Annotated in this window: 20 protein-coding genes; 12 read left to right on the forward strand and 8 right to left on the reverse strand. The window is 60.2% G+C overall.

Features of this window, described 5'->3' with window-relative positions; translation table 11 throughout:
• Positions 1 to 171 precede the first annotated feature (171 nt).
• Positions 172 to 924: a gamma-glutamyl-gamma-aminobutyrate hydrolase family protein gene (locus D8780_RS10040; protein ID WP_121645466.1), complete on the forward strand. Its 753-nt coding sequence runs from the start codon at positions 172 to 174 to the stop codon at positions 922 to 924.
• 19 nt (positions 925 to 943) lie between these two features.
• Here the strand turns inward: D8780_RS10040 and D8780_RS10045 are convergent, their stop codons facing one another.
• The gene (locus tag D8780_RS10045; protein ID WP_121645467.1) at positions 944 to 1,357 is read right to left on the reverse strand and encodes a MerR family transcriptional regulator; all 414 of its coding nucleotides are present in this window, start codon (positions 1,355 to 1,357) and stop codon (positions 944 to 946) included.
• A 125-nt stretch (positions 1,358 to 1,482) separates the two neighbouring features.
• On the opposite strand from D8780_RS10045, the gene D8780_RS10050 reads away from it, so the two are divergent.
• Positions 1,483 to 2,439, forward strand: a complete 957-nt coding sequence (locus D8780_RS10050) for a cation diffusion facilitator family transporter (RefSeq protein ID WP_121645468.1) — start codon at positions 1,483 to 1,485, stop codon at positions 2,437 to 2,439.
• 50 nt (positions 2,440 to 2,489) lie between these two features.
• Here the strand turns inward: D8780_RS10050 and D8780_RS10055 are convergent, their stop codons facing one another.
• The 3 genes from D8780_RS10055 to D8780_RS10065 all read right to left on the reverse strand — a co-directional run bounded on the left by D8780_RS10055 (position 2,490) and on the right by D8780_RS10065 (position 4,649).
• Positions 2,490 to 2,897 (reverse strand): hypothetical protein, encoded by a 408-nt coding sequence (locus D8780_RS10055; protein ID WP_121645469.1) that lies wholly within the window; start codon positions 2,895 to 2,897, stop codon positions 2,490 to 2,492.
• Positions 2,898 to 2,982: 85 nt separating this feature from the next.
• Positions 2,983 to 4,005: a LacI family DNA-binding transcriptional regulator gene (locus D8780_RS10060; protein WP_121645470.1), complete on the reverse strand. Its 1,023-nt coding sequence runs from the start codon at positions 4,003 to 4,005 to the stop codon at positions 2,983 to 2,985.
• A gap of 128 nt (positions 4,006 to 4,133) precedes the next feature.
• Positions 4,134 to 4,649: a MarR family winged helix-turn-helix transcriptional regulator gene (locus tag D8780_RS10065; RefSeq protein WP_158598485.1), complete on the reverse strand. Its 516-nt coding sequence runs from the start codon at positions 4,647 to 4,649 to the stop codon at positions 4,134 to 4,136.
• A gap of 87 nt (positions 4,650 to 4,736) precedes the next feature.
• Here D8780_RS10065 and D8780_RS10070 point away from each other — a divergent pair, with 87 nt between their 5' ends.
• The 5 genes from D8780_RS10070 (at position 4,737) to D8780_RS10090 (ending at position 10,455) form a co-directional block, all read left to right on the forward strand.
• The gene (locus tag D8780_RS10070; RefSeq protein ID WP_121645471.1) at positions 4,737 to 5,507 is read left to right on the forward strand and encodes a creatininase family protein; all 771 of its coding nucleotides are present in this window, start codon (positions 4,737 to 4,739) and stop codon (positions 5,505 to 5,507) included.
• 53 nt (positions 5,508 to 5,560) lie between these two features.
• On the forward strand, positions 5,561 to 6,631 hold the full coding sequence (locus D8780_RS10075; protein WP_121645472.1) for a CobW family GTP-binding protein: 1,071 nt from the start codon (positions 5,561 to 5,563) through the stop codon (positions 6,629 to 6,631).
• On the forward strand, positions 6,631 to 7,602 hold the full coding sequence (locus D8780_RS10080; RefSeq protein WP_121645473.1) for a WD40 repeat domain-containing protein: 972 nt from the start codon (positions 6,631 to 6,633) through the stop codon (positions 7,600 to 7,602). The genes D8780_RS10075 and D8780_RS10080 overlap by 1 nt, the downstream gene beginning before the upstream one ends.
• A 104-nt stretch (positions 7,603 to 7,706) precedes the next feature.
• The gene (locus D8780_RS10085; RefSeq protein ID WP_121645474.1) at positions 7,707 to 8,939 is read left to right on the forward strand and encodes a putative DNA modification/repair radical SAM protein; all 1,233 of its coding nucleotides are present in this window, start codon (positions 7,707 to 7,709) and stop codon (positions 8,937 to 8,939) included.
• Between the two features lie 10 nt (positions 8,940 to 8,949).
• A complete protein-coding gene (locus D8780_RS10090; protein WP_121645475.1) occupies positions 8,950 to 10,455 on the forward strand; it encodes a UdgX family uracil-DNA binding protein in 1,506 nt (501 codons plus the stop codon).
• 12 nt (positions 10,456 to 10,467) lie between these two features.
• Here D8780_RS10090 and pcaF read toward each other — a convergent pair whose 3' ends face one another.
• From pcaF to D8780_RS10110, 4 genes are all read right to left on the reverse strand, one after another.
• Complete coding sequence (gene pcaF / locus D8780_RS10095) at positions 10,468 to 11,673, reverse strand: 3-oxoadipyl-CoA thiolase (RefSeq protein ID WP_121645476.1); 1,206 nt, start codon at positions 11,671 to 11,673, stop codon at positions 10,468 to 10,470.
• 203 nt (positions 11,674 to 11,876) lie between these two features.
• Complete coding sequence (gene cydB, locus D8780_RS10100) at positions 11,877 to 12,884, reverse strand: cytochrome d ubiquinol oxidase subunit II (RefSeq protein WP_121646508.1); 1,008 nt, start codon at positions 12,882 to 12,884, stop codon at positions 11,877 to 11,879.
• Positions 12,877 to 14,292, reverse strand: a complete 1,416-nt coding sequence (locus D8780_RS10105) for a cytochrome ubiquinol oxidase subunit I (RefSeq protein ID WP_121645477.1) — start codon at positions 14,290 to 14,292, stop codon at positions 12,877 to 12,879. The genes cydB and D8780_RS10105 overlap by 8 nt, the downstream gene beginning before the upstream one ends.
• A gap of 151 nt (positions 14,293 to 14,443) precedes the next feature.
• Positions 14,444 to 15,343: a ChaN family lipoprotein gene (locus D8780_RS10110; RefSeq protein ID WP_121645478.1), complete on the reverse strand. Its 900-nt coding sequence runs from the start codon at positions 15,341 to 15,343 to the stop codon at positions 14,444 to 14,446.
• Between the two features lie 267 nt (positions 15,344 to 15,610).
• Between D8780_RS10110 and D8780_RS10115 the strand changes: the two genes are divergently transcribed.
• The 5 genes from D8780_RS10115 to D8780_RS10135 all read left to right on the forward strand — a co-directional run bounded on the left by D8780_RS10115 (position 15,611) and on the right by D8780_RS10135 (position 20,789).
• Entirely contained in the window at positions 15,611 to 16,969 is a 1,359-nt protein-coding gene (locus tag D8780_RS10115; RefSeq protein ID WP_121645479.1) for a substrate-binding protein, read from the forward strand.
• 108 nt (positions 16,970 to 17,077) lie between these two features.
• On the forward strand, positions 17,078 to 18,103 hold the full coding sequence (locus D8780_RS10120) for a branched-chain amino acid ABC transporter permease (RefSeq protein WP_121645480.1): 1,026 nt from the start codon (positions 17,078 to 17,080) through the stop codon (positions 18,101 to 18,103).
• 1 nt (position 18,104) lies between these two features.
• Positions 18,105 to 19,256 carry a branched-chain amino acid ABC transporter permease gene (locus D8780_RS10125; RefSeq protein ID WP_121645481.1) on the forward strand — a complete coding sequence of 384 codons (1,152 nt, stop codon included), beginning with the start codon at positions 18,105 to 18,107 and terminating at the stop codon, positions 19,254 to 19,256.
• Positions 19,257 to 19,260: 4 nt separating this feature from the next.
• Positions 19,261 to 20,025 carry an ABC transporter ATP-binding protein gene (locus D8780_RS10130; protein WP_121645482.1) on the forward strand — a complete coding sequence of 255 codons (765 nt, stop codon included), beginning with the start codon at positions 19,261 to 19,263 and terminating at the stop codon, positions 20,023 to 20,025.
• 44 nt (positions 20,026 to 20,069) lie between these two features.
• Entirely contained in the window at positions 20,070 to 20,789 is a 720-nt protein-coding gene (locus tag D8780_RS10135; RefSeq protein WP_121646509.1) for an ABC transporter ATP-binding protein, read from the forward strand.
• Position 20,790 lies beyond the last annotated feature (1 nt).

Raw genomic sequence — 20,790 nt, forward strand, 5'->3', positions numbered from 1 at the left:
CATTCTGGCGTCGTTCGTCTGTCGCAGCAGACAGAGCGGCTAAGCGCCCCGCCTTGAGCTGTCCGGACAATAGGCACACAAATCCGCCTCGTCTATCCCTTGCACGGGCTCCCTTGTCGCCGTTTCGATAAGTTTCTAGAGGAGATATCCCGTTCGAAGGAAATTCGCCCCATGACATCGCCGCTCGTTGCCATCGTCGCCGATACTCTCGTCCATGACAGCTATATCTGGCACGCCACGCCGCAGACCTATCTCAGGGCTGCGATGGAGGTCGCCGGACTGCAACCCTTGATCGTCCCGGCTTTCGGCGACAAGACCGACTTCTATACGATCCTCGCGGCGGTCGATGGCGTGATGCTGACCGGAGCGCGCTCCAACGTCCATCCCGACAATTACGGGGTGAAAGCCACCGAAGCGCATGGCCCGTTCGACCCCGCAAGGGATGCGACATCGCTTCCGATCATTCGGGAAGCGTTGAAGAAGAACTTGCCCGTTCTGGCCATTTGCCGGGGCCATCAGGAGCTGAACGTCGCGCTCGGCGGCACCCTGGCCAACGACATTCAGGATCTTCCCGACAGGGACAATCATCGCGCGCCCGAAGCCGATACACAGGACGAGCGCTATGCCATCCGCCATGAGGTGAATATCCGCAACGGCAGCTCCCTGCAGGACCTGTTCGATGGCGAAACGATTTCGGTCAATTCCCTCCACCGGCAGGCCGTCGATCGGCTTGCCGATGGCCTTTCTGCCGAAGGCACAGCCGAGGACGGCACCATCGAGGCCATGCAGGCGCGGGATGCAAAGGCCTTCGCCTACGGCTTTCAATGGCATCCGGAGTACTGGGCCGAAAGCGATAAGGCATCACGCGCGATCTTCGAAGCCTTTGGCAAAGCTGTCCGCGCTCACGCCTCGAGCCGAGCCTGACAGGCAGGATGGGGCCTCTCTAATGGTCACTCCCGCATAGGGCGTGATCGGCCAGCGACTGGATCACATGGCATTCGCCGAGACAGTCTGCGTCGGAGATATCGACGATCCGCACCAATTCCCGTTCCAGCCTTTTCAGCTTGCGGATGCGTGCCCGGACGGAGGCCAGATGGGCCGATGCGATATGGTGCGCTTCGCCGCACGGCCGCTCCGGCTCCGACGCCAGTTCGACGAGTTCGCGGATATCCTCGATCGAAAGGCCGAGCGCTCTGGCATGCCTTATGAAGGAGAGGCGCTCCAGCCCGGATCGGCTGTAGCGTCGCTGATTGCCTGAGGTTCGCTCCGGGGCCTCCAGCAGGCCGGCCTTTTCATAATAGCGAATGGTCGGAACCTTGACGCCGGTCCGCAGCGATAATTCTCCGATCGAAAACATGAAAACACCCCTTGAACCTCTAGTGGCTAGAGGTTGTACATGATCTGGCATGTCTGAAAAAGGATATGACCATCCGGATAGTCCCGGTCTCGTCAAAGGCGCCGGAGGAACAAAGGAAACCCACAATGCCGCATAGCCATCACGGACACGCCCATGTCGACCCGGAAGCCGGCGATGCGCGCGTCTTCTGGGCGGTTCTCGTCAATCTAGGCCTGACGGTCGCGCAGATCGTCGGCGGCATCCTGTCGGGCAGTCTCGCGCTGATCGCCGACGCTATTCACAACCTCTCCGATGCGCTGGCGCTGATCATTGCGTTCTTTGCACGGAAGATCGCACGTCGCGACGCGGACGAGACCATGACCTTCGGCTATGGGCGCGCCGAAATCGTCGCCGCGCTTATCAATTACACCACGCTGATCGTGATCGGTCTCTACCTGATCTACGAAGCTGCCTTGCGGATCATCGATCCTCAAGGCGTGGACGGGTGGATGGTGGTGATCATTGCCGGCGTTGCGCTGGTGGTCGACGTCGTCACCGCGCTTCTGACATTTTCCCTCTCCAAGGAGAGCATGAACATTCGTGCGGCTTTCCTTCACAATGTGGCCGATGCGCTGGGTTCGGTCGCCGTGATTTTCGCCGGTACGCTGATCATCCTCTATGACTGGCGTCTGATCGACCCGATCGTCACCTTGATGATCGCTGCCTATATTCTCTGGCAATCCTTCGCGGAGATTGGCGGCGTGATCCGGATCCTCATGTTGGGCACGCCGCCCGAAATGGATGCCTATAAGGTGATCGAACGGATGCGTGCGGTAGATGGCGTCGCGGACGTTCATCATCTTCATCTCTGGCAGATGCAGGAGCATGAAAACGCAGTGGACGCGCATGTGGGCATCCAGCCTGGCCGCTGGAGCGAAGCCGACGCCATCAAGCAGGCCGTCAAGGAGCGATTGAAGAGCGAATTCTCAATCGCGCACACCACACTGGAGTGCGAATGCGCAATCCACACCTGTTCGGATCCGGCGATTATCGGGCATGGCAAACCTGAGGAGGATCACGGCCACACAGATCATCAGCATTAAAGAAAAGCGGGTCAGAAACCACAGGACGTAATCGGTCTGACGTCAGATTCTCAGTCGAAAGTGGCGATCAGATCGATCAACTTGCCGCTGTCCGGAGATGCCTCCCAGCCATTGCCGTCGGAAGCGGACAGGTGAAGGAGGTCTTCACCTGCCTCGTTTCTGACGGTCAGGTCACCGGTCCCTCTCTGGAGAACGGAAACGAGCTGGGGATGGCCGATGCCGAGCTTGGAGCACTCAGGCCCGGCGAACCGATAGGCGATCTCGTCTTTGACCTGGCTCATCCAGCAGCGCACGACTTCGCCCTCCACGGCAGCCTGATAGACGGCACGTGGCTGATCGATCGAGCCCGTGGAAATCGCGTCTGTACCCGTTATGGGATCGGGGCCAGAGCGGCCATCGGCGAGGAACGCGGCCGCGCCCACCGACAGGAAGAAACAGATTCCGAGAGCAGTACGCATGGCAGGGACTCGCTAAACGAAGACAGTGCCATGCTTGCAGGCTATGGTTAACGGGACATTACGATCCCGCCCTCTCCGATGGCTTTTAGCGATCCGGTTTTGGAGCGGCAGTCGATTTGCGGACATGCAATTCCGGCGAGATCAGCTGTAGCCCTGTCACCGTCGGATGTTCGTTGATCCGCGCGACAAGCGTTTTGGCCGCCATGCGCCCAACTTCCCGTTGGCCGTTCCAGACGGTGGTCAACGCAGGCGTCGCGATGGCCGCCTCCTGAAGATCATCATATCCCGTGACGGAAAAGTCCTCGCCGATCGAGTAGCCCGACCGGATGAGCCCGTTCATCAGGCCGATCGCCACGAGGTCGTTCCAGCACACCGCCGCCGTTGGCCGGTCGGGCAGGTTCAGAAAGGCCTCTGCCGCCTCGAACCCGGCAAGCTTGGTACGTGGGCCGGAAATGCGCCAGTCTTCTCGAACCTTGAGGCCGGCGCGGTCCATGGCCTGCCGATAGCCGGCATAACGGTCACGGCCTGTCGAGGTCTGGTCGGTCCCGCCAATATGCGCGATCCTCTTGTGCCCGAGTTCGATGAGATGATCGGTTGCAAGCCCGGTTCCGAAGGAATCATCTCCCCGAAAGGAAGGTGTCGAAACCCCATCCACCGAACGCGCGATCAGAACCGCGGGCATCGCGTTGCGCTCGGCCAGCTTGATGTCCTCGGCGGGCGTCCCGATGGCCGGGCTCATAATGACGCCGTCCGCGCCGAGCTGAAGCAGGGTCTCGATGAAATCGCGCTGCTTCTCGACTGAGTCGTAATGGTTGGAGAGAATGAATGTCTGTTTGCTGCGGTCGAGTTCGCTTTCGATCGACTTCAGAATCTCCGCGAAAAAGGGATTCATGATGTCGTGCACGACGACGCCGACAATCCCCGAGCGCGAAGTGCGCAGGGATGCAGCGCGCCGATTGTAGATATAGCCGATCTCGCGGGCATAGGCTTTCACCCGCTCCCGCGTGGTCTCGGCGACCAGCGGACTGTCGCGCAGGGCCAGCGACACCGTCGCAGTTGAGACGCCGAGCGCTTCGGCAATTGTCGAAAGCTTGATCTTTTGTGCCAGAGCTTCGTTTCCCCGAACGCGAAATTAAACTGTTTAATTATGGCCGATCAGGCGGCAAAATCAAATCTGTTTGGCGCAATACCGCAACCGCACGGCCACTGCCCTTCACAAGCCGGAAGAACAGCGTCTCAATCCCGGCGGCCTTGCGAGGTCTTGGAAAGTTCCGCAGTCAGTTCGATATCGATCGATTCGAGAAAGCGCAGAAGCGTTTTCTTCTGCGTCTTGTCCAGCGAGCCAAGCATCTTCCGCTCGACCTTCTTGACTGTCTTCTTGACGTCGTCGACCAGCGCATGGCCGTCATCCGTCAGGGCGATATGGCTCACCCGGCCATCCTCCTCCGAAGGCGTGCGGAAGACGAGCCCCTGCGCTTCAAGCCGTGTGATTGCACGGGTTATGGTCTGCGCTCTCACCCCGAGGTGATCGGCAATCCCGGAAAGCGGCATGCGCTCTTCTTCGCTGAGCGCCAGAAGAATCTGCTCCTGGCCGGCGTGCAGACCAAGCTCGGAAAGCTGTGCCGAAAGCGCGGTGCGCGCATGGCGGGCTGTTGCCGACAACTGGCTAAGTACGGCCCCTTTCGGCGCCTTGTTCATCTTCTTCGGGTTCGACGGTAGTCGTCCCATCGCCTCCTTGTCGATCTTGGCCATTATACTCCGGCGTCCCTTTACCCTTGACCGCCCCCGGTGCGGACTGCTGGAAGAATAAGTCAGCCAGCGAAGCTTCGAGCCCTTGATATGACACAAGTTCATCCGACGTCCACCGATGCGCCGACAATCGCCGTCCTGCCCCTCGGCGCAACCGAGCAGCATGGCCCGCATCTGCCGCCGGAGACCGATACGCTGATCGCATCCGCCATGGCGAAAGCGCTGGAGGAGGCCGCGCCCGATCTGCACCTGGAAATTCTTCCCACCGAAGCGGTCGGCTATTCGCCGGAACATCTCAACTGGCCAGTGACGCAATCAATGGAATGGAACGAGGCGATTGACCGCTGGATCGGGATTGGCGACGATCTTGCAGCGCGCGGCATCCGCCGCCTTCTCCTTTTGAACGCCCATGGCGGCAACTCGCCGCTTCTGACCATTGTCGCGATGGAGCTGCGACGCCGCCATGCCATGTTGTGCGTCGCGACGAACTGGCACCGGTTCATCCAGCCGGGCGGCATCGTTTCCGCTGAAGAACGCGCGCTCGGCATTCACGCCGGCCAGATCGAGACCTCGGTCATGCTGGCTATCGCGCCCGAGCGTGTAGAAATGCAAAAGGCGGCCGATTTTCCCAGCGCCCAGTCCGATTTCTCCGAGCGTTTCACCCATCTGCGCGCATATGGCTCGCACGCCTTCGGCTGGATGATGGACGATCTGAATGCCGACGGTGCTACGGGCGACGCGGCTGCCGCCAATGCCGAGATCGGGCGTCAGCTTATCGATCTGGCTGCACAAGGCCTCGCGGCCCTCGCCCGCGACATTGCAGCGTTTGATCTGACGCGCTTTTCGTCCTCCGCCCCCTAGGAACGCGGCACCGCTCGCTCCTATATGGGGCCAAACATTTCAGAGGTTCTTTCATGACCGAAGCCGCTCAGCAGCAGCTCACACCCATCACCGTTCTCACCGGCTATCTTGGGGCAGGTAAGACCACCCTCCTCAACCGCATTCTCTCTGAGGCCCACGGCAAGCGTTATGCGGTCATCGTCAACGAATTCGGTGAGATCGGCATCGACAATGACCTCATCGTCGAGAGCGACGAAGAGATCTACGAAATGAACAATGGCTGCGTCTGCTGCACGGTGCGCGGCGATCTCGTCCGCGTCGTCCAGGGCCTGATGCGCCGACCGGGGCGCTTCGACGCTATCGTCGTCGAGACGACCGGCCTTGCCGATCCTGCACCCGTGGCGCAAACCTTCTTTATGGATGACGACGTCCGCTCGAAGACGGCGCTCGACGCCGTGGTCGCTCTGGTCGACGCCAAGCATCTGCCCCAGCGACTGAAGGACAGCCGCGAGGCCGAGGACCAGATTGCCTTCGCCGACGTCGTCGTCCTCAACAAGACGGATCTGGTTTCCGCCGATGAACTGGCCAATGTCGAACGCCTCGTGCGGTCTCTCAATCCGATCGCGCCGATCCATCATGCCGAGCGCTCCAATGTCGATCTCGCGAAGGTTCTCGATCGCGGCGCGTTCGACCTGAAACGCGTGCTCGATAACGATCCGCATTTCCTCGATCACGACGATCCCGCTCACGAATGCGGGCCGGCTTGCGATCATCACCATCATGATCACGACCATGAACACCATCATCACCACCACGGCGATGGCCCGGCCGATATTCACGATCTGACGGTCAAGAGCGTCTCGCTGCGCGGGGGCGCGATGGACCAGAGCCGCTTCTTCCCCTGGATCCAGAACCTGACGCAGGTGAAAGGGCCTGACATTCTGCGCCTAAAGGGCATCATCGCCTTTGATGGAGATGATGATCGTTACGTCGTTCAGGGCGTGCACATGATCATTGAAGGGGACCATCAGCGTCCCTGGCGCGCGGACGAAGCCCGCGAGAGCCGGCTTGTCCTGATCGGTCGCGATCTGGACGAGGCCTCTCTTCGGGAGCAATTCGAAGCCTGTCAGACGAAAGCCGCCTGATGCCCTCGGTCGCTCCACTCGATGTTGACGGCCACGTTGCCCATCTCGGCTGGCTGGGAGACGTTGCATTTTTTGGCGATGCCGATGGTTTTCTCCATCGGCTTGGCGGCGAGACCGGCAAAATCGAAGTCCATGATGGCCTTCTTTGCCTCGCGGTCGATCAGAAGCGCCGCCGCATTCTGACCGGCGGCGAGGATGGCCGCGTGGTTGCGACCAACGCCGACGGGACGACCGAGGAACTGGCTCGTGAGAAAGGCAAATGGATTTCCGCCATTGCCTATGCGCCGGACGGAACGGTCGCTTATTCCCATGGCAAGTTTGCCAAGGTGCTTCTAAAAGGCGGAGCGAAGTCCATCGAGCACGAGCGAAGCGTGGAAGCCATGAGTTTCGCGCCGAAAGGCCTGCGCCTTGCCTGCTCGCATTATAATGGCGTGAGCCTGCACTTTCCGGCCACCGAAAGCCTGCCGACGATTCTGGGCTGGGCCGGGGCGCATCTGCTTGTCACCTTTTCCCCCAATGGCGACAGCCTGGTTACAGCCATGCAGGAGCCCGCTCTTCACGGCTGGCGCTTGGCAGACGGCCGCCACATGCGCATGGAAGGCTACCCCTCCAAGGTCAAAAGCCTCTCCTGGAGCGCGAAAGGCAAATGGCTTGCGTCCTCCGGCGCCAACGCCGCCGTTGTCTGGCCGTTTCAGGGCAAGGACGGACCGATGGGCAAGGCGCCGCTTGAACTCGGCACGCGTGGCGACTCGCAGGTCACCGCCGTCGCGTGCCATCCCAAGGAAGAGATGGTCGCCATCGGCTATCAGGACGGGATGATTCTGGCTGTCCGGTTCGAAGATTCCAAGGAGGCGCTGTTGCGACGCCCCGGCAAAGGGCCGATCACCGCCATAGACTGGGATGGAACAGGCAAACGTCTGGCCTTCGGATCCGAAGCCGGCGATTGCGGCATCGTCGATATCAGCGCGTAACGACGCGGTTCGCCGCTTAACGGCTTCTTCAGATTCGATTTTATCGAATCGGCGCGAATCGATGTTCTATTGACGTGAACCTAACACGAACATAAACTGAACATATGGGTAAACTCAGTGTTCGGGATAAGCTGTCGATTCTGTCCGATGCCGCCAAATATGATGCGTCCTGCGCGTCGAGCGGGTCGGCCAAGCGCGACAGCCGCAAGGGCGGCCTCGGCTCAACCGAAGGCATGGGCATTTGCCATGCCTATGCACCGGATGGCCGCTGTATTTCGCTGCTGAAAATTCTGCTGACCAATTTTTGCATCTACGATTGCAGCTATTGCATCAACCGATCGTCGTCGAACACGAAACGGGCCCGCTTCACCATTGCCGAAGTGGTGGATCTCACCATCGAATTCTACAAGCGAAACTATATTGAGGGGCTGTTCCTCTCATCGGGGGTCATCCGCTCGCCCGATGACACGATGGGCGAGATGGTCGAGATCGCCCGTCGCCTGCGCAATGACCATGGCTTCAAAGGCTATATTCACCTGAAGACCATTCCTGAATGCGACCCGGCCCTGCTGGAACAGGCGGGGCAATATGCCGACCGTTTGTCCATCAATGTGGAACTGCCGACCGATAGCGGCGTGCAACGCCTTGCCCCGGAAAAGAAGCCGCAGACGATCCGCCGTGCCATGGGAACGGTGCGCGGCGCGATCGAAGAGAAGAGCGAACCGACCCTCCGCACACGAAAAAAGCCACGCTTCGCGCCGGCCGGTCAATCCACGCAGATGATCGTCGGTGCCGATCCGGCGCCGGATGCGGTGATTCTGAAAAGCTCTGCCAGGCTTTACAGTTCATATCATCTGAAGCGCGTCTATTATTCGGCCTTTTCACCCATTCCGGACTCATCAGCCGCCCTGCCCCTGATGAAACCGCCTTTGATGCGCGAGCACCGGCTTTATCAGGCCGATTGGCTGATGCGATTTTACGGATTCGATAATGAAGAGATCCTGGCCGGATCGCCCGACGGCATGCTCGATCTTGCGATCGACCCGAAGCTCGCCTGGGCGCTGCGGAACCGACATCTTTTTCCAGTCGACATGAATCGTGCCGACAAGGAGACCTTGCTTCGCGTCCCTGGTTTGGGTGCCAAATCGGTGATGAAAATTCTGCAAGTGCGCCGCTACCGCACGCTCCGGCTGGAAGATATCGGCGCGCTTGTCCAATCCATCGAAAAGATCAGGCCGTTCATTACGGCGGTGGGCTGGTCACCCGGCGGCTTGACCGAGATGGAAAACCTTCGCGCGCGTCTCTCGCCAGAGCCGCAGCAACTGGCCCTTTTTTAGTGGGGCGACAATGACAGAAGATGCGGGAACTGCGAGCGAGTATTTTACGATCTCGTTGAAAACCGAGACCGATTTCGAGGGCTGGCGCAAAGCCGCACGCGCTTTGGCGATGTCGGGCGTACCTGCGTCATCCGTCACGTTCCTGACACCGTCATCGTCGTCGCAATCGCTTTTTGCCGGCGCCTCAGAACCTCTGCCCAACGCGTCTGGAGATATCACTTTCGATATTGCCAAAAGTTTCGTGCAGAAGGCGCAAACGGCCACCCATCACTCCGATGCAGATCGCTACGACTTTCTCTATCACCTGCTTTGCCGGCTTCTCGCCGAGCCCAATCTGATGAAAATCGCGTCCGACCCCGACATTCGGCGCCTCGAAGCCATGGGGAAGTCCATTCGCCGCGACGCGCACAAGATGCATGCTTTCGTGCGCTTTCGAAAGACCGGCGATATGGACGCGAGGGACGACGAAGCCCATTATGTCGCGTGGTTCGAACCCGATCATTTCATCGTCGAACGTGAGGCCGGCTTTTTCACGCGCCGCTTCGCGCAGATGAACTGGTCGATCCTGACGCCGAAGGGGTCGATACATTGGGATCGTGAAACGCTCACTGCGGGACCGCCCGCGCGACGTTCGGATGCACCGTCAGATGATGCGACCGAGGAACTGTGGCGCACCTATTTCTCCAACATCTTCAACCCTGCCCGATTGAAGGTGAAGGCAATGCAGTCGGAAATGCCGAAGAAATACTGGAAAAACATGCCGGAGGCGGCGCTCATTCCGGACATGATCGCGGGTGCCGAGAACCGGGCGAAGGCCATGGTTGCCGCCATGCCCAGCACCCCTCCGCCGACCCATGCCGCCATTCGCGACCGGCACTGGAGGAGTGCTCATATGGCCGAAACCGACAATGCGCCGCCGCCTCCTGCCAACGACTTGGCCACCTTGCGAAAACAGGCGGAGGCCTGCCGCCTCTGCCCCCTCCACGAGCCGGCCACCCAGACGGTTTTCGGCGAAGGGCCGGCCGATGCGCGGCTCGTCTTCGTCGGCGAACAGCCGGGCGACAAGGAGGATATTGCCGGCCAGCCGTTTATCGGACCGGCCGGGCAGCTTTTCGATTCAACACTTGAGGAAGCAGGCATAGACCGCTCATCGGTCTATGTGACCAATGCAGTCAAGCACTTCAAATTCCAGCCGCGCGGCAAATTTCGGCTGCATCAGAAACCGAATGGGGATGAAGTCCAGACCTGCCGCTGGTGGCTCGGTCAGGAACTGCAGCTGATCGATCCGGAGCTCACCGTGGCGCTGGGCGCAACAGCAGCGCAAAGCCTTCTCGGCCGGTCGATGGCAGTCACCAAAGAGCGCGGCCAGATCCTGGAAAGTGAAGGAGGCAGACAGGTCTTCATCACCGTGCACCCCTCCTTCCTGCTGCGCATTCCCGATGAGAGACACAAGGCGGATGAGCGCGCGCGCTTTCGCGACGACATGATCGCCGTGCGCGAATTGATGGCGGCTTGAGCCGTCCGGTTATCAGACAGCTTCCATAGCAAGCGCAATTCCCTGTCCGACACCGATGCACATGGTGGCCAGAGCCAGCTTGCCGCCGCGTTCCTTCAACTCCAGAGCGGCCGTTCCGCCAATGCGTGCACCGCTCATGCCGAGTGGATGACCCAGCGCGATCGCCCCGCCATTCGGGTTCACATGTTCGGCTGTCTCCTCGATGCCGAGATCCCGCAGCACGGCAATCCCCTGACTGGCAAAGGCCTCGTTCAGCTCGATCACATCGAAATCGCCAGACTTGAGGCCGAGCCGCGCGCAGAGTTTCTTCGTCGCCGGCGCGGGGCCCATTCCCATGATGCGAGGGGGCACGCCGGCCGTCGCTGCGCCGAGAACACGTGCAATGGGGGTGAGCCCATGGCGCTTGGCAGCCTCTTCCGACGCTATGATGAGAGCCGCCGCTCCATCATTGACACCAGACGCATTGCCGGCCGTCACCGTGCCGCCCTCGCGAAAAGGGGTCGGCAATCCGGACAATTTCTCCAGTGTGGTGTCGGGTCGGGGATGCTCGTCCGTGTCGACGAGAATCGGTTCCTTCTTGCGCTGGGGGATCGAAACAGGGACGATCTCCCTGGCGAAGCGGCCATTCTTCATCGCTGCGGCCGCCTTCTGCTGGCTGCGCATCGCAAAAGCGTCCTGGTCGTCTCGACTGATATTATAGGCCTCGGCGACATTTTCACCGGTTTCCGGCATGGAATCGGTGCCATACTGCTCGGCGAGTTTCGGATTGACGAAACGCCAGCCGATCGTCGTGTCGTAAACGGTGTTGTCACGCGAAAAAGCACTGGTCGCCTTCGGCATGACGAACGGTGCACGGCTCATACTTTCGACCCCGCCAGCGATCATCAGATCCGTATCGCCCGCGCGGATGGCACGAGCGCAATCGGCAATCGCGTTGAGGCCCGAGCCGCATAGCCGGTTCAGCGTCGCACCCGGCACGAGGTCGGGCCAACCGGCCAGCAGCACGGCCATCCGGGCGACATTGCGATTATCCTCGCCCGCCTGATTGGCGCAGCCGAGCAAAACGTCGTCGATGGCTTCCAGATCCATGGAGGGATTGCGTTCCGCGATGGCCTTCAGGGGAATGGCGCCGAGGTCATCGGCACGCACCGGCGCGAGCGCGCCACCGTATCGGCCTATCGGTGTACGAATATAATCGCAGATAAATGCCTCGGTCATGGCTCCCTCCTCTGAACGCCCGGCTCGATCCTTCTATCGTAAATTTTGCCGACCGGTCGGTCAATAAAAGGTTCAGGGTCCGATCATCAGCCGAATGCCGTAACCAAGGGCCGAGACCGCAAGTACGCCGAAGAGCCAAAGCAGGAGAAACCAGCCGAGCTTCGCGGCCATGCTCCGCTGCGATTTGCTTGGCTCAGGACCTTTCAATGATAGCCGCTTTCCGGATCGACCTTCCCGCGGAAGACCCAATAGGCATAGATCGTATAGCCGAGGATCATCGGCACCAGAACGATGGCGCCGACAAGGAGAAACTCCAGCGAGGCCTCCGGTGCGGCAGCCTCTTCGATCGTCAGCGCGGCGGGAACGATATAAGGATAGAAGCTGATCCCGATGCCGATATAGCAGAGAATGAAGATGCCGAGCGCTGACAGGAACGGCCATGCATCCCTGTTTCGAACCATGCCCTGCCACATGATCCAGACGCAGCCAACAATCGCGGCAGGCACGAGAAACGAGAAGATTTCCGTCGGAAACGTGAACCAGCGCTCGTAATAAAGCGGGTCGATAAAGGGCGTCCAGAGACTAACGATTCCGATCAGGGCCAGTGTGGCCAGCATCGCCCACCATACGAAGCTGCGCGCGCGCTCACGCACAGCGTCGGTCGTCTTCATGTTCAGCCACGTCGCACCCAGAAGGGCGTAGCCGACAGCAAGAGCCGCCCCTGTGAGCATGGAAAAAGGCGTCAGCCAGTCCCACCACCCGCCGACATATTCCCGATTTTCGATCGCAATGCCTTGCACCAGCGCACCGAGCGCGATGCCCTGCGCCAGTGCCGCGACCAAACTGCCGGAGAAGAAGGCCCAGTCCCAGATCCATCGTGCGCGATGGGTACGCCAGCGATATTCGAACGCCACGCCCCGAAAGACGAGGCCGAGCAGCATGGCGATGATCGGCGCGTAAAGAGCCGGCAGCACGGTCGCGTAAGCCAGCGGAAACACCGCCATCAATCCGCCGCCTCCAAGAACGAGCCACGTTTCGTTACCGTCCCAGACGGGCGCCACCGAGTTCATGGCCTGGTCCCGCTGCACCCCCTTGTCGAAAAGCGGAAACAGGATGCCCACTCCAAGATCGAAGCCGTCCAGAATGACGTAGGCCAGTACCGCGAAAGCGATCAGCCCGGCCCAGATGAATGCGAGATCAAACTCAGGCATGGTCGGCCGCATCCTTTCCGTGGCTTGGGCCGGGCATGATACCGCCCGCACGTACCGGCCCTTCGCTGTCGACCGGTTCATCGATTGCGATCGCTGGACGGTTCATCAAGCGCAATATGTAATAGGTGCCCGCGCCGAAGACGGCCGTATAGATGACGATGAAGGCCATGAGCGAGGTGCCGACGGCGGGCGCCGCCAGAGGCGAAGCGGCCTCTGCCGTCTTCAGCATGCCGTAGACCACATAGGGTTGGCGGCCGACTTCCGTGGTGATCCAGCCGCAGAGAACGGCGACGAAGCCCATCGGCGACATGATCACCGCTGCGCGGTGCAGCCACGGCGCGCGATAAAGCCGGCCGCGCCAGCGCGCCCAAAGGCTCCAGATACCAAAGCCGAGCATAGCAAAGCCAATGGCGACCATCACCCGGAAGGTCCAGAAAATAAGTTCCGCCGGTGGCCGTTCGTCTTTGGCCCAGCTTTTCAGTCCGCGCAGGGGGCCGTCCAACTCATGCGTGAGAATAAGCGAAGAGAGTTTCGGGATTTCCACGCTGTAGCGAACCGTCTCAGCATCATCGTCGGGCAGACCGAAGAGGATCAGCGGCGCCCCGTCGGGGTGATCGTCGTAATGACCTTCCATCGCAGCGATCTTGGCCGGCTGATGCTCAAGCGTGTTCAGTCCGTGCAGGTCGCCTGCGAAAATCTGGATCGGCGCGACGAGCGTCGCCATCCACATCGCCATCGAAAACATCGTCCTGGCACCAGGCGTATCGATATCCCGTCGCAGCAGGTGAAGCGCACCGACACCCCCGACGACGAAAGCGGTCGTCAGGTAGGCTGCGAGCACCATGTGAACGAGGCGATAGGGAAAGGACGGATTGAAGACGATCGCCCACCAGTCTTCCGGCACGAACTGACCGACCTCATTGATGGAATATCCTGCCGGTGTATGCATCCAGCTGTTCACGGCAAGGATCCAGGTGGCGGAAATCAGGGTTCCGACGCCGACCATCGCCGTGGCGAAAAAGTGCAGTTTCTCGCCCACCCGTTCGCGACCGAACAGCATCACCCCTAGAAAGCCGGCTTCGAGGAAGAAAGCTGTCAGAACCTCATATCCCATGAGCGGACCGAGTACGGGGCCGGTCTTGTCGGAAAACACGCTCCAGTTGGTGCCGAACTGGTAGCTCATCGTGATGCCGGAGACGACGCCCATACCGAAGGCGACGGCGAAGATCTTTTTCCAGTAGTCGAAAAGGGAGAGATAAACCGGCTTGCCGGTCCACAGATGCAAGCCGTTCAATACGGTGAGATAGCTGGCGAGACCAATGGAAAAGGCTGGAAAGATGATATGAAAGGAAACGGTGAAGGCGAACTGCAAGCGCGCCAGAAAAATCGCATCGAACCCTTCGAACATTCCCTTCTCCGGTCTCGTCGAACAGGAAGCGTTTCGCCTCCAGAACATCGGAGGCCCAGCCCTCGAAGGGCAATCGCTTCTCATGCTAAGTGGGTTGCTGGACCAGGGGCTTCAATGCTTGCGCAGACGGCCTGCCAGCCTTCAAACGATTTTATTTCCGGCTTTCGGATGGTGCCTCTTCTGCCGCGTCCTTCCGAAACCGTGCACATGGGTCGCCTCTGTCGACGGCCGGCGTCAGGCGGATCACGTCAAATGCAGCCCCATCGGCCGGCTCGGGCGCTGTGTCGCTCTCAATCTGTCCGATCGCCAGGCTCTGATCCGCTGGCAAGAATCGTGGCACGCCATGATCGCGCCGGACATGGCCGTCCCCGGCAATGAGAATCGCACCGACCGATCCTGCCTCGATCATGATGCGCGCCATCGCGCCATCGCGGGCGCTTTGCATCAGCACCATCGGTTCGGCAGACCTCTCATCCACCATGCCGCAATGGCTTTCAACGATGGTCCGCAGCAGGGTCTGTCGCCCCGCCGCCTCTAGCGGTCGATCCAGCAGAAGTTCCTTTGTCCGCGCCGACGAAAGGGCGTCGCGTCCGCCCGTGCCGATTTTCATCAGCTCGTCACGTTCCAGGGCCGCGCCGCGCATCCTCAGACCATGGGCTTTCGCAGCGTCGAAGATCGGTCGGTAGATTTCGAAATCCGGCCAGCCGCTCTCATTCCAGCCAAGCGCCGGCTCCAGTTCCTCCGGCTGGAGTTCGCCGGCGATCCATCGATCGAGAACCTCGTCCATGGCCCGTGTCACCATCTCCAGCACGATCTGCGGCTCGCGGCCACGATCGGCAAGCGCCTCGATCAGCCGTGCCTGGAAAGCGTGGTGGCTCGCTGCCGGATGGATTTCGCCGATCAGGATAAAGCGCTTCTCCACCGCCCGATCCAGAAGGCTGGCGAAGCGCAAGTCGTCTTCGCCAGCCGCGCCGACCAGACGCGCTTGGGCGGCTGTCAGCGACAGCAGCAGGAAGGGCAAAAGAAAAAGACCTCGTAAAATGAAATGCATTCGGTGGGACCGCCTTTTCACGTGCGATTTTTCTTGGCGCGATTCGCCTGACCAGATCGGGTCAGAACACTTTTACCCTTTCCTGCATATAAAAGAGGCAGTTTTCAGCGAATTATTTTTGCAGTGCAAATTAAATCGAGCCGATTTACTGCGTTGCACATAATACCTTCGCCGCAGTTTTGCCGTCTTTGCTTCAAAATGGGAAAGAACCCTCTTAGTGTTTCGCGACCAACGGCCGGGGAGGGCCGAAGGCAAAACCCTGGGAGGATGCTTATGTCCAAACTGAATTTTTCGCGCCGCGGTCTGCTCAAGGCCGGTGCGGCGACCGGCGTGGCGCTTGGCGCGCCGATGCATTTCATCAAAGGCGCGTATGCGCAGGACCAGATGTCCTGCAACGTACCGACCGGCAGCGAAGTCGTGCTCGGCTTCAACGTTCCGCAATCCGGTCCCTATGCGGACGAGGGCGCGGATGAATTGCGCGCCTATCAGCTCGCCGTCGATATTCTTAACGGCGATAGCGATGCGAGCGCCATTTCCGCCTTTTCGGGCGCCAGTAACCTGAAGGGCAACGGCATTTTGGGCAAGAAGGTCACTTATGTGACCGGCGACACCCAGACCAAGTCCGACGCCGCACGGGCATCCGCGCAGAAGATGATCGAGGATGGCGGGGCCATCATGGTCACGGGCGGCTCTTCCTCCGGCGTTGCGATCGCGGTTCAGTCGCTCTGTCAGGAACGCGGCGTCATCTTCATGGCGGCGCTGACACACTCCAACGACACGACCGGCAAGGACAAGAAGCGCTATGGCTTCCGCCACTTCTTCAACGCCTACATGTCCGGCGAAGCGCTCGGCACTGTTCTGGCCGAGGAATATGGCACCGACCGCACGGCATACCACCTGACCGCCGACTACACCTGGGGATGGACCCAGGAAGAGTCGATCAAGAACGCCACTGAGAAGCAGGGCTGGAAAACGGCGCAGGCTGTCCGTACCCCGCTCGGCGCAGGCGATTTCAGCCAATACATCACCCCCGTGCTCAATTCCGGCGCCGATGTGCTCATCCTGAACCACTACGGCAAGGACATGGTCAATTCCCTCACCCAGGCCGTGCAGTTCGGCCTTCGTGACAAGCAGGTCAACGGGAAGGATTTCCAGGTCGTCGTGCCGCTCTTCTCGGAACTGATGGCGCAAGGCGCAGGGCCGGCCATCAAGGGCATTCTGGGAACGGCCAACTGGGACTGGAAGCTGGACAATGAAGGCACCAAAGCCTTCACGCAGGCCTTCGGCAAGAAATATGGCCAGCCGCCGAGTCAGGCAGCCCAGACGGCCTTCGCCCAGACCATTCTCTACGCCGATGCGTGCGAGCGGGCGGGCACTTTCTTTGCGCCAGAGGTCATCAACGCGCTGGAAGACTACGAGCACGACGGTCTTGGCAACGGCCCGACGCTTTATCGCGGCGCCGACCACCAGTGCTTCAAGGACGTGCTGGTGGTGCAGGGCAAGGACGACCCGAAGGATCAGTTCGACCTCCTCGAGGTTCGAAAGATCGTCGCCCGCGATCAGGTCACCTACGATCCGTCGATCTTTGGCGGTGACCTCGGCCCGGCAGACGCCAAGAAGTGCTGAGCGCCAATAAACGGTCATGAATGAGATCGGCCGCATTGGCGGCCGGTCTTCCCCTTCATTTTCGTAGCTCACGCCACGAACACCGTAACAGGGCAGGATCGCAACGCGATGGACGCGCTGATTCTTCAACTACTCAACGGACTGGACAAGGGCGGCGCCTACGCGCTGATCGCTCTCGGCCTGACACTCGTCTTCGGCACGCTGGGCGTCGTCAATTTCGCCCATGGCGCTCTTTTCATGCTTGGCGCCTTCTGCGCCGTGGTCTTCAACCGTCTCCTGAACATCGAAACCGTGAGGATCGACGAGACTCAGACCACCCCATGGGGCACGCCGATGGAAATTCGCGAGCCTTATGTGCAGGCGATGCTTGGCGATGTGGGCGGTTTTCTTGTCGACTATTCCGTTCCCATCTCTATCCTGATCGCCATTCCCATCATGCTGGTCATCGGCGTGATCATGGAGCGCGGATTGATCCGCCATTTCTATAATCGCCCTCATGCCGATCAGATTCTGGTGACATTCGGCCTCGCCATCGTTCTGCAGGAGGTCATCAAGCACTTCTTCGGAGCCAATCCGATCCCTCAGGGCGCACCGGACGTAGTGAACGGAAGCGCCAATATCGGCGCCATGCTCGGGGTCGACGGCTTCATCGTCTACCCGTGGTGGCGGCTGATCTACTTCCTCTTTTCCCTGCTCTGTATCGGAGCCGTCTTCGCCTTCCTGCAATTCACCACCTACGGCATGGTGGTTCGCGCCGGCATGCGCGATCGCGAGACCGTCGGCCTTCTCGGCATCGACATCGAAAAGCGCTTTACGGTCGTCTTCGGCATCGCCGCAGTCGTCGCAGGCCTGGCGGGGGTCATGTACACGCCCATCCTGCCCCCGGATTACCACATGGGCATGGACTTCCTGGTCCTGTCATTCGTCGTGGTCGTGGTCGGCGGCATGGGATCGCTCGCAGGAGCGGTGCTGGCCGGCTTCCTCCTCGGCATTCTGCAATCCTTCGCTTCCATGACCGAGGTGAAGTCCATTCTGCCTGGCATCGACCAGATCATCATTTACCTCATCGCCGTCGTCATCCTGCTGATCCTTCCGCGTGGATTGATGGGTCGAAAAGGCGTCATGGAGGACTGACATGTTCGGCAATATGTCCGGAAAAGACTGGCTCCTGTTTCTCGGCTTTTCGCTCGTGGTACTGACGGCACCGATATGGCTCGCGCCGCTGGGCGCGGCCTATCCAGGCCTCATGCAGAAATTCTGCATCTTCGGTATCTTCGCGATCGGCTTCAATATCCTGTTCGGCCTGACCGGCTATCTGTCCTTCGGTCACGCCGCGTTTCTGGGCGTCGGCTCCTATGCGGCGGTCTGGATGTTCAAGCTCCTGAGCATGAACGTCATCATCTCGACCCTCTTCGCGATGGTCTGCGCCGGTCTTTTTGCCCTCGTCATCGGCTATGTCAGCCTGCGGCGTTCGGGCATCTACTTCTCGATCCTGACACTGGCCTTCGCGCAGATGATGTACAATGTCGCCTATTCGGTGCTGACACCCATCACCAATGGCGAGACCGGCCTTCAGCTTGAACTCAGCGATCCAAGGATGCTGGATCGGGCGCTCGGTGTTTCGGAGGGCATCGGCCTGCCGCGCACCAGCTTCTTCGGCTTCGATATCTCCGGCGGCGGCATTGCCGGCTTCTATTTCTGCGCCGTTCTGCTCATCATCTGTTTCTTCCTTTCGATCCGCATCTTCCGCTCGCCCTTCGGCATGATGCTGCGGGCGATCAAGTCGAACCAGACGCGTATGCGCTATACGGGCTTCAACCCCCGGCCCTATCTGCTGGCAGCCTTCGTGATCTCCGGCATCTATGCCGGCCTCGCCGGATCGCTAATGGCCGCGACAGACCCCTTGGCCGGTGCCGAGCGCATGCAGTGGACCGCATCGGGAGAGGTCGTGCTGATGACGATTCTCGGCGGTGTCGGCACCCTTGTCGGCCCCATGATCGGCGCCACCGTCATCAAGTATTTCGAGAACATTTTCTCGGCCTTCAACGAGAACGCGCTCAACGCGACCTTTTCCTTCCTGCCTGCCGACCTGCGCGAGCTGGTCGTGGAAGTGGCCAGTCTTTTCGTGGGCGAAGGATGGTTCCTCACGCTGGGCCTCGTCTTCATGATCGTCGTGATCTTCCTTCCCGGAGGTATCATGGAAGGCATTGCGCGGATCCGCGCGCTTTTCTCTCGCAAGAAATCCCAGGACGATGCCGCCGAAGGCAGCGTCGTAGCGGCGGAGTGACCCGATGAGCAATGAAAACGTCGTCCTGCACGTCGCGGATGTGAACAAGAGCTTTGGAGGCCTCAAAGCCCTCACGGACGTCGATCTGTCGGTAAAGGAGGGCACGGTCCACGCTATTATCGGGCCGAATGGCGCAGGCAAGAGCACATTGCTCAATGTTTGCATCGGGCGCATTCCCCCCGATACCGGGCATGTGATCTTCGATGGCAACACGCTCGACGAAATCACGCCGCACCAGATCAATCAGCTCGGCGTGAGCCGCGTCTTTCAGACTCCGGAGATTTTCGCCGACCTGTCACTGCTCGAAAACGTGATGATTCCCGCCTTTGCGCGCCGTGATGGCGCGTTCAAGTTCAACCCGATGAGGGCCTTGGCAGGAGAAGGCGAGATCCGCGAACAGGCCGAGGCCAATCTTCAGGATGTCGGCCTCTACGAGAAACGGCATACCGATGCGGGCTCCCTGTCGCGCGGCGACAAGCGCCGCCTGGAGATGGCGATGTGCCTGATCCAGAAGCCTCGCCTGCTCTTGCTGGACGAACCGACGGCCGGGATGGCGCGACACGATACCAATACGACGATCGAGCTTCTGAAAACGCTGAAGGATCGCGGCATGACCAAGGTCATCATCGAGCACGACATGCATGTGGTCTTCTCGCTGGCCGATCGCATTTCTGTTCTGGCACAGGGCCGGATCATCGCAGAAGGCACGCCGGACGAGGTGCGCAACAGTCCCAAGGTCAAGGAAGCCTATCTCGGGGAGAGCCATTGATGAACGTCGCGGCAAGCCCCGAAAGCCTGGCAGGAGCCCACGAAATGACAGAAACACAGGACTCCTTCTTCTCCGTTCGGGATATCCACGCCTATTACGGCGAGAGCTATATCGTCCAAGGCGTCTCATTCGACCTGAACAAGGGAGAGGTCCTCTCGCTCCTCGGCCGCAACGGCGCGGGCAAGACCACCACGCTGCGCACATTGGCGAGGCTCGACAATCCGCAACTGCGAAGCGGTGAGATATGGCTGAATGGCGAACCGCTTCACAACAAGAAATCCCACCAGGCGGCGCAGATGGGCATCCAGCTCGTGCCGGAGGATCGCCGTATCATCGGGGGGCTGACGGTCGAGGAAAATCTCGTCCTGTCGCAGGTCTCCGGCGAAATCGGTTGGGAAATCGAAAAGATCTACGAGTATTTCCCGCGACTCGCGGAGCGCCGGAAGCAGGAGGCGCCCACCATGAGTGGCGGCGAGCAGCAGATGCTGGCCGTGGCGCGTGCGCTGGCTCGCGATATCAAGGTTCTATTTCTTGACGAACCCTATGAGGGCCTCGCGCCGGTTATCGTGCAGGAGATCGAGGGGATCGTCCGGCAGATCCGCGATATCGGCATCACGACCATCATCGTCGAGCAGAACGCTGTCGCGGCCCTGCGGCTGTCGGATCGGGCCGTCATCATGGATACCGGCCAGATCGTCTATGAAGGCACGGCGCAGGAAGTGCTCGATAACGAGCAGCTTCGCCACGAATATCTGGCCATCTGAC

The organism is Notoacmeibacter ruber (genome assembly GCF_003668555.1).
Lineage (GTDB): Bacteria > Pseudomonadota > Alphaproteobacteria > Rhizobiales > Rhizobiaceae > Notoacmeibacter > Notoacmeibacter ruber.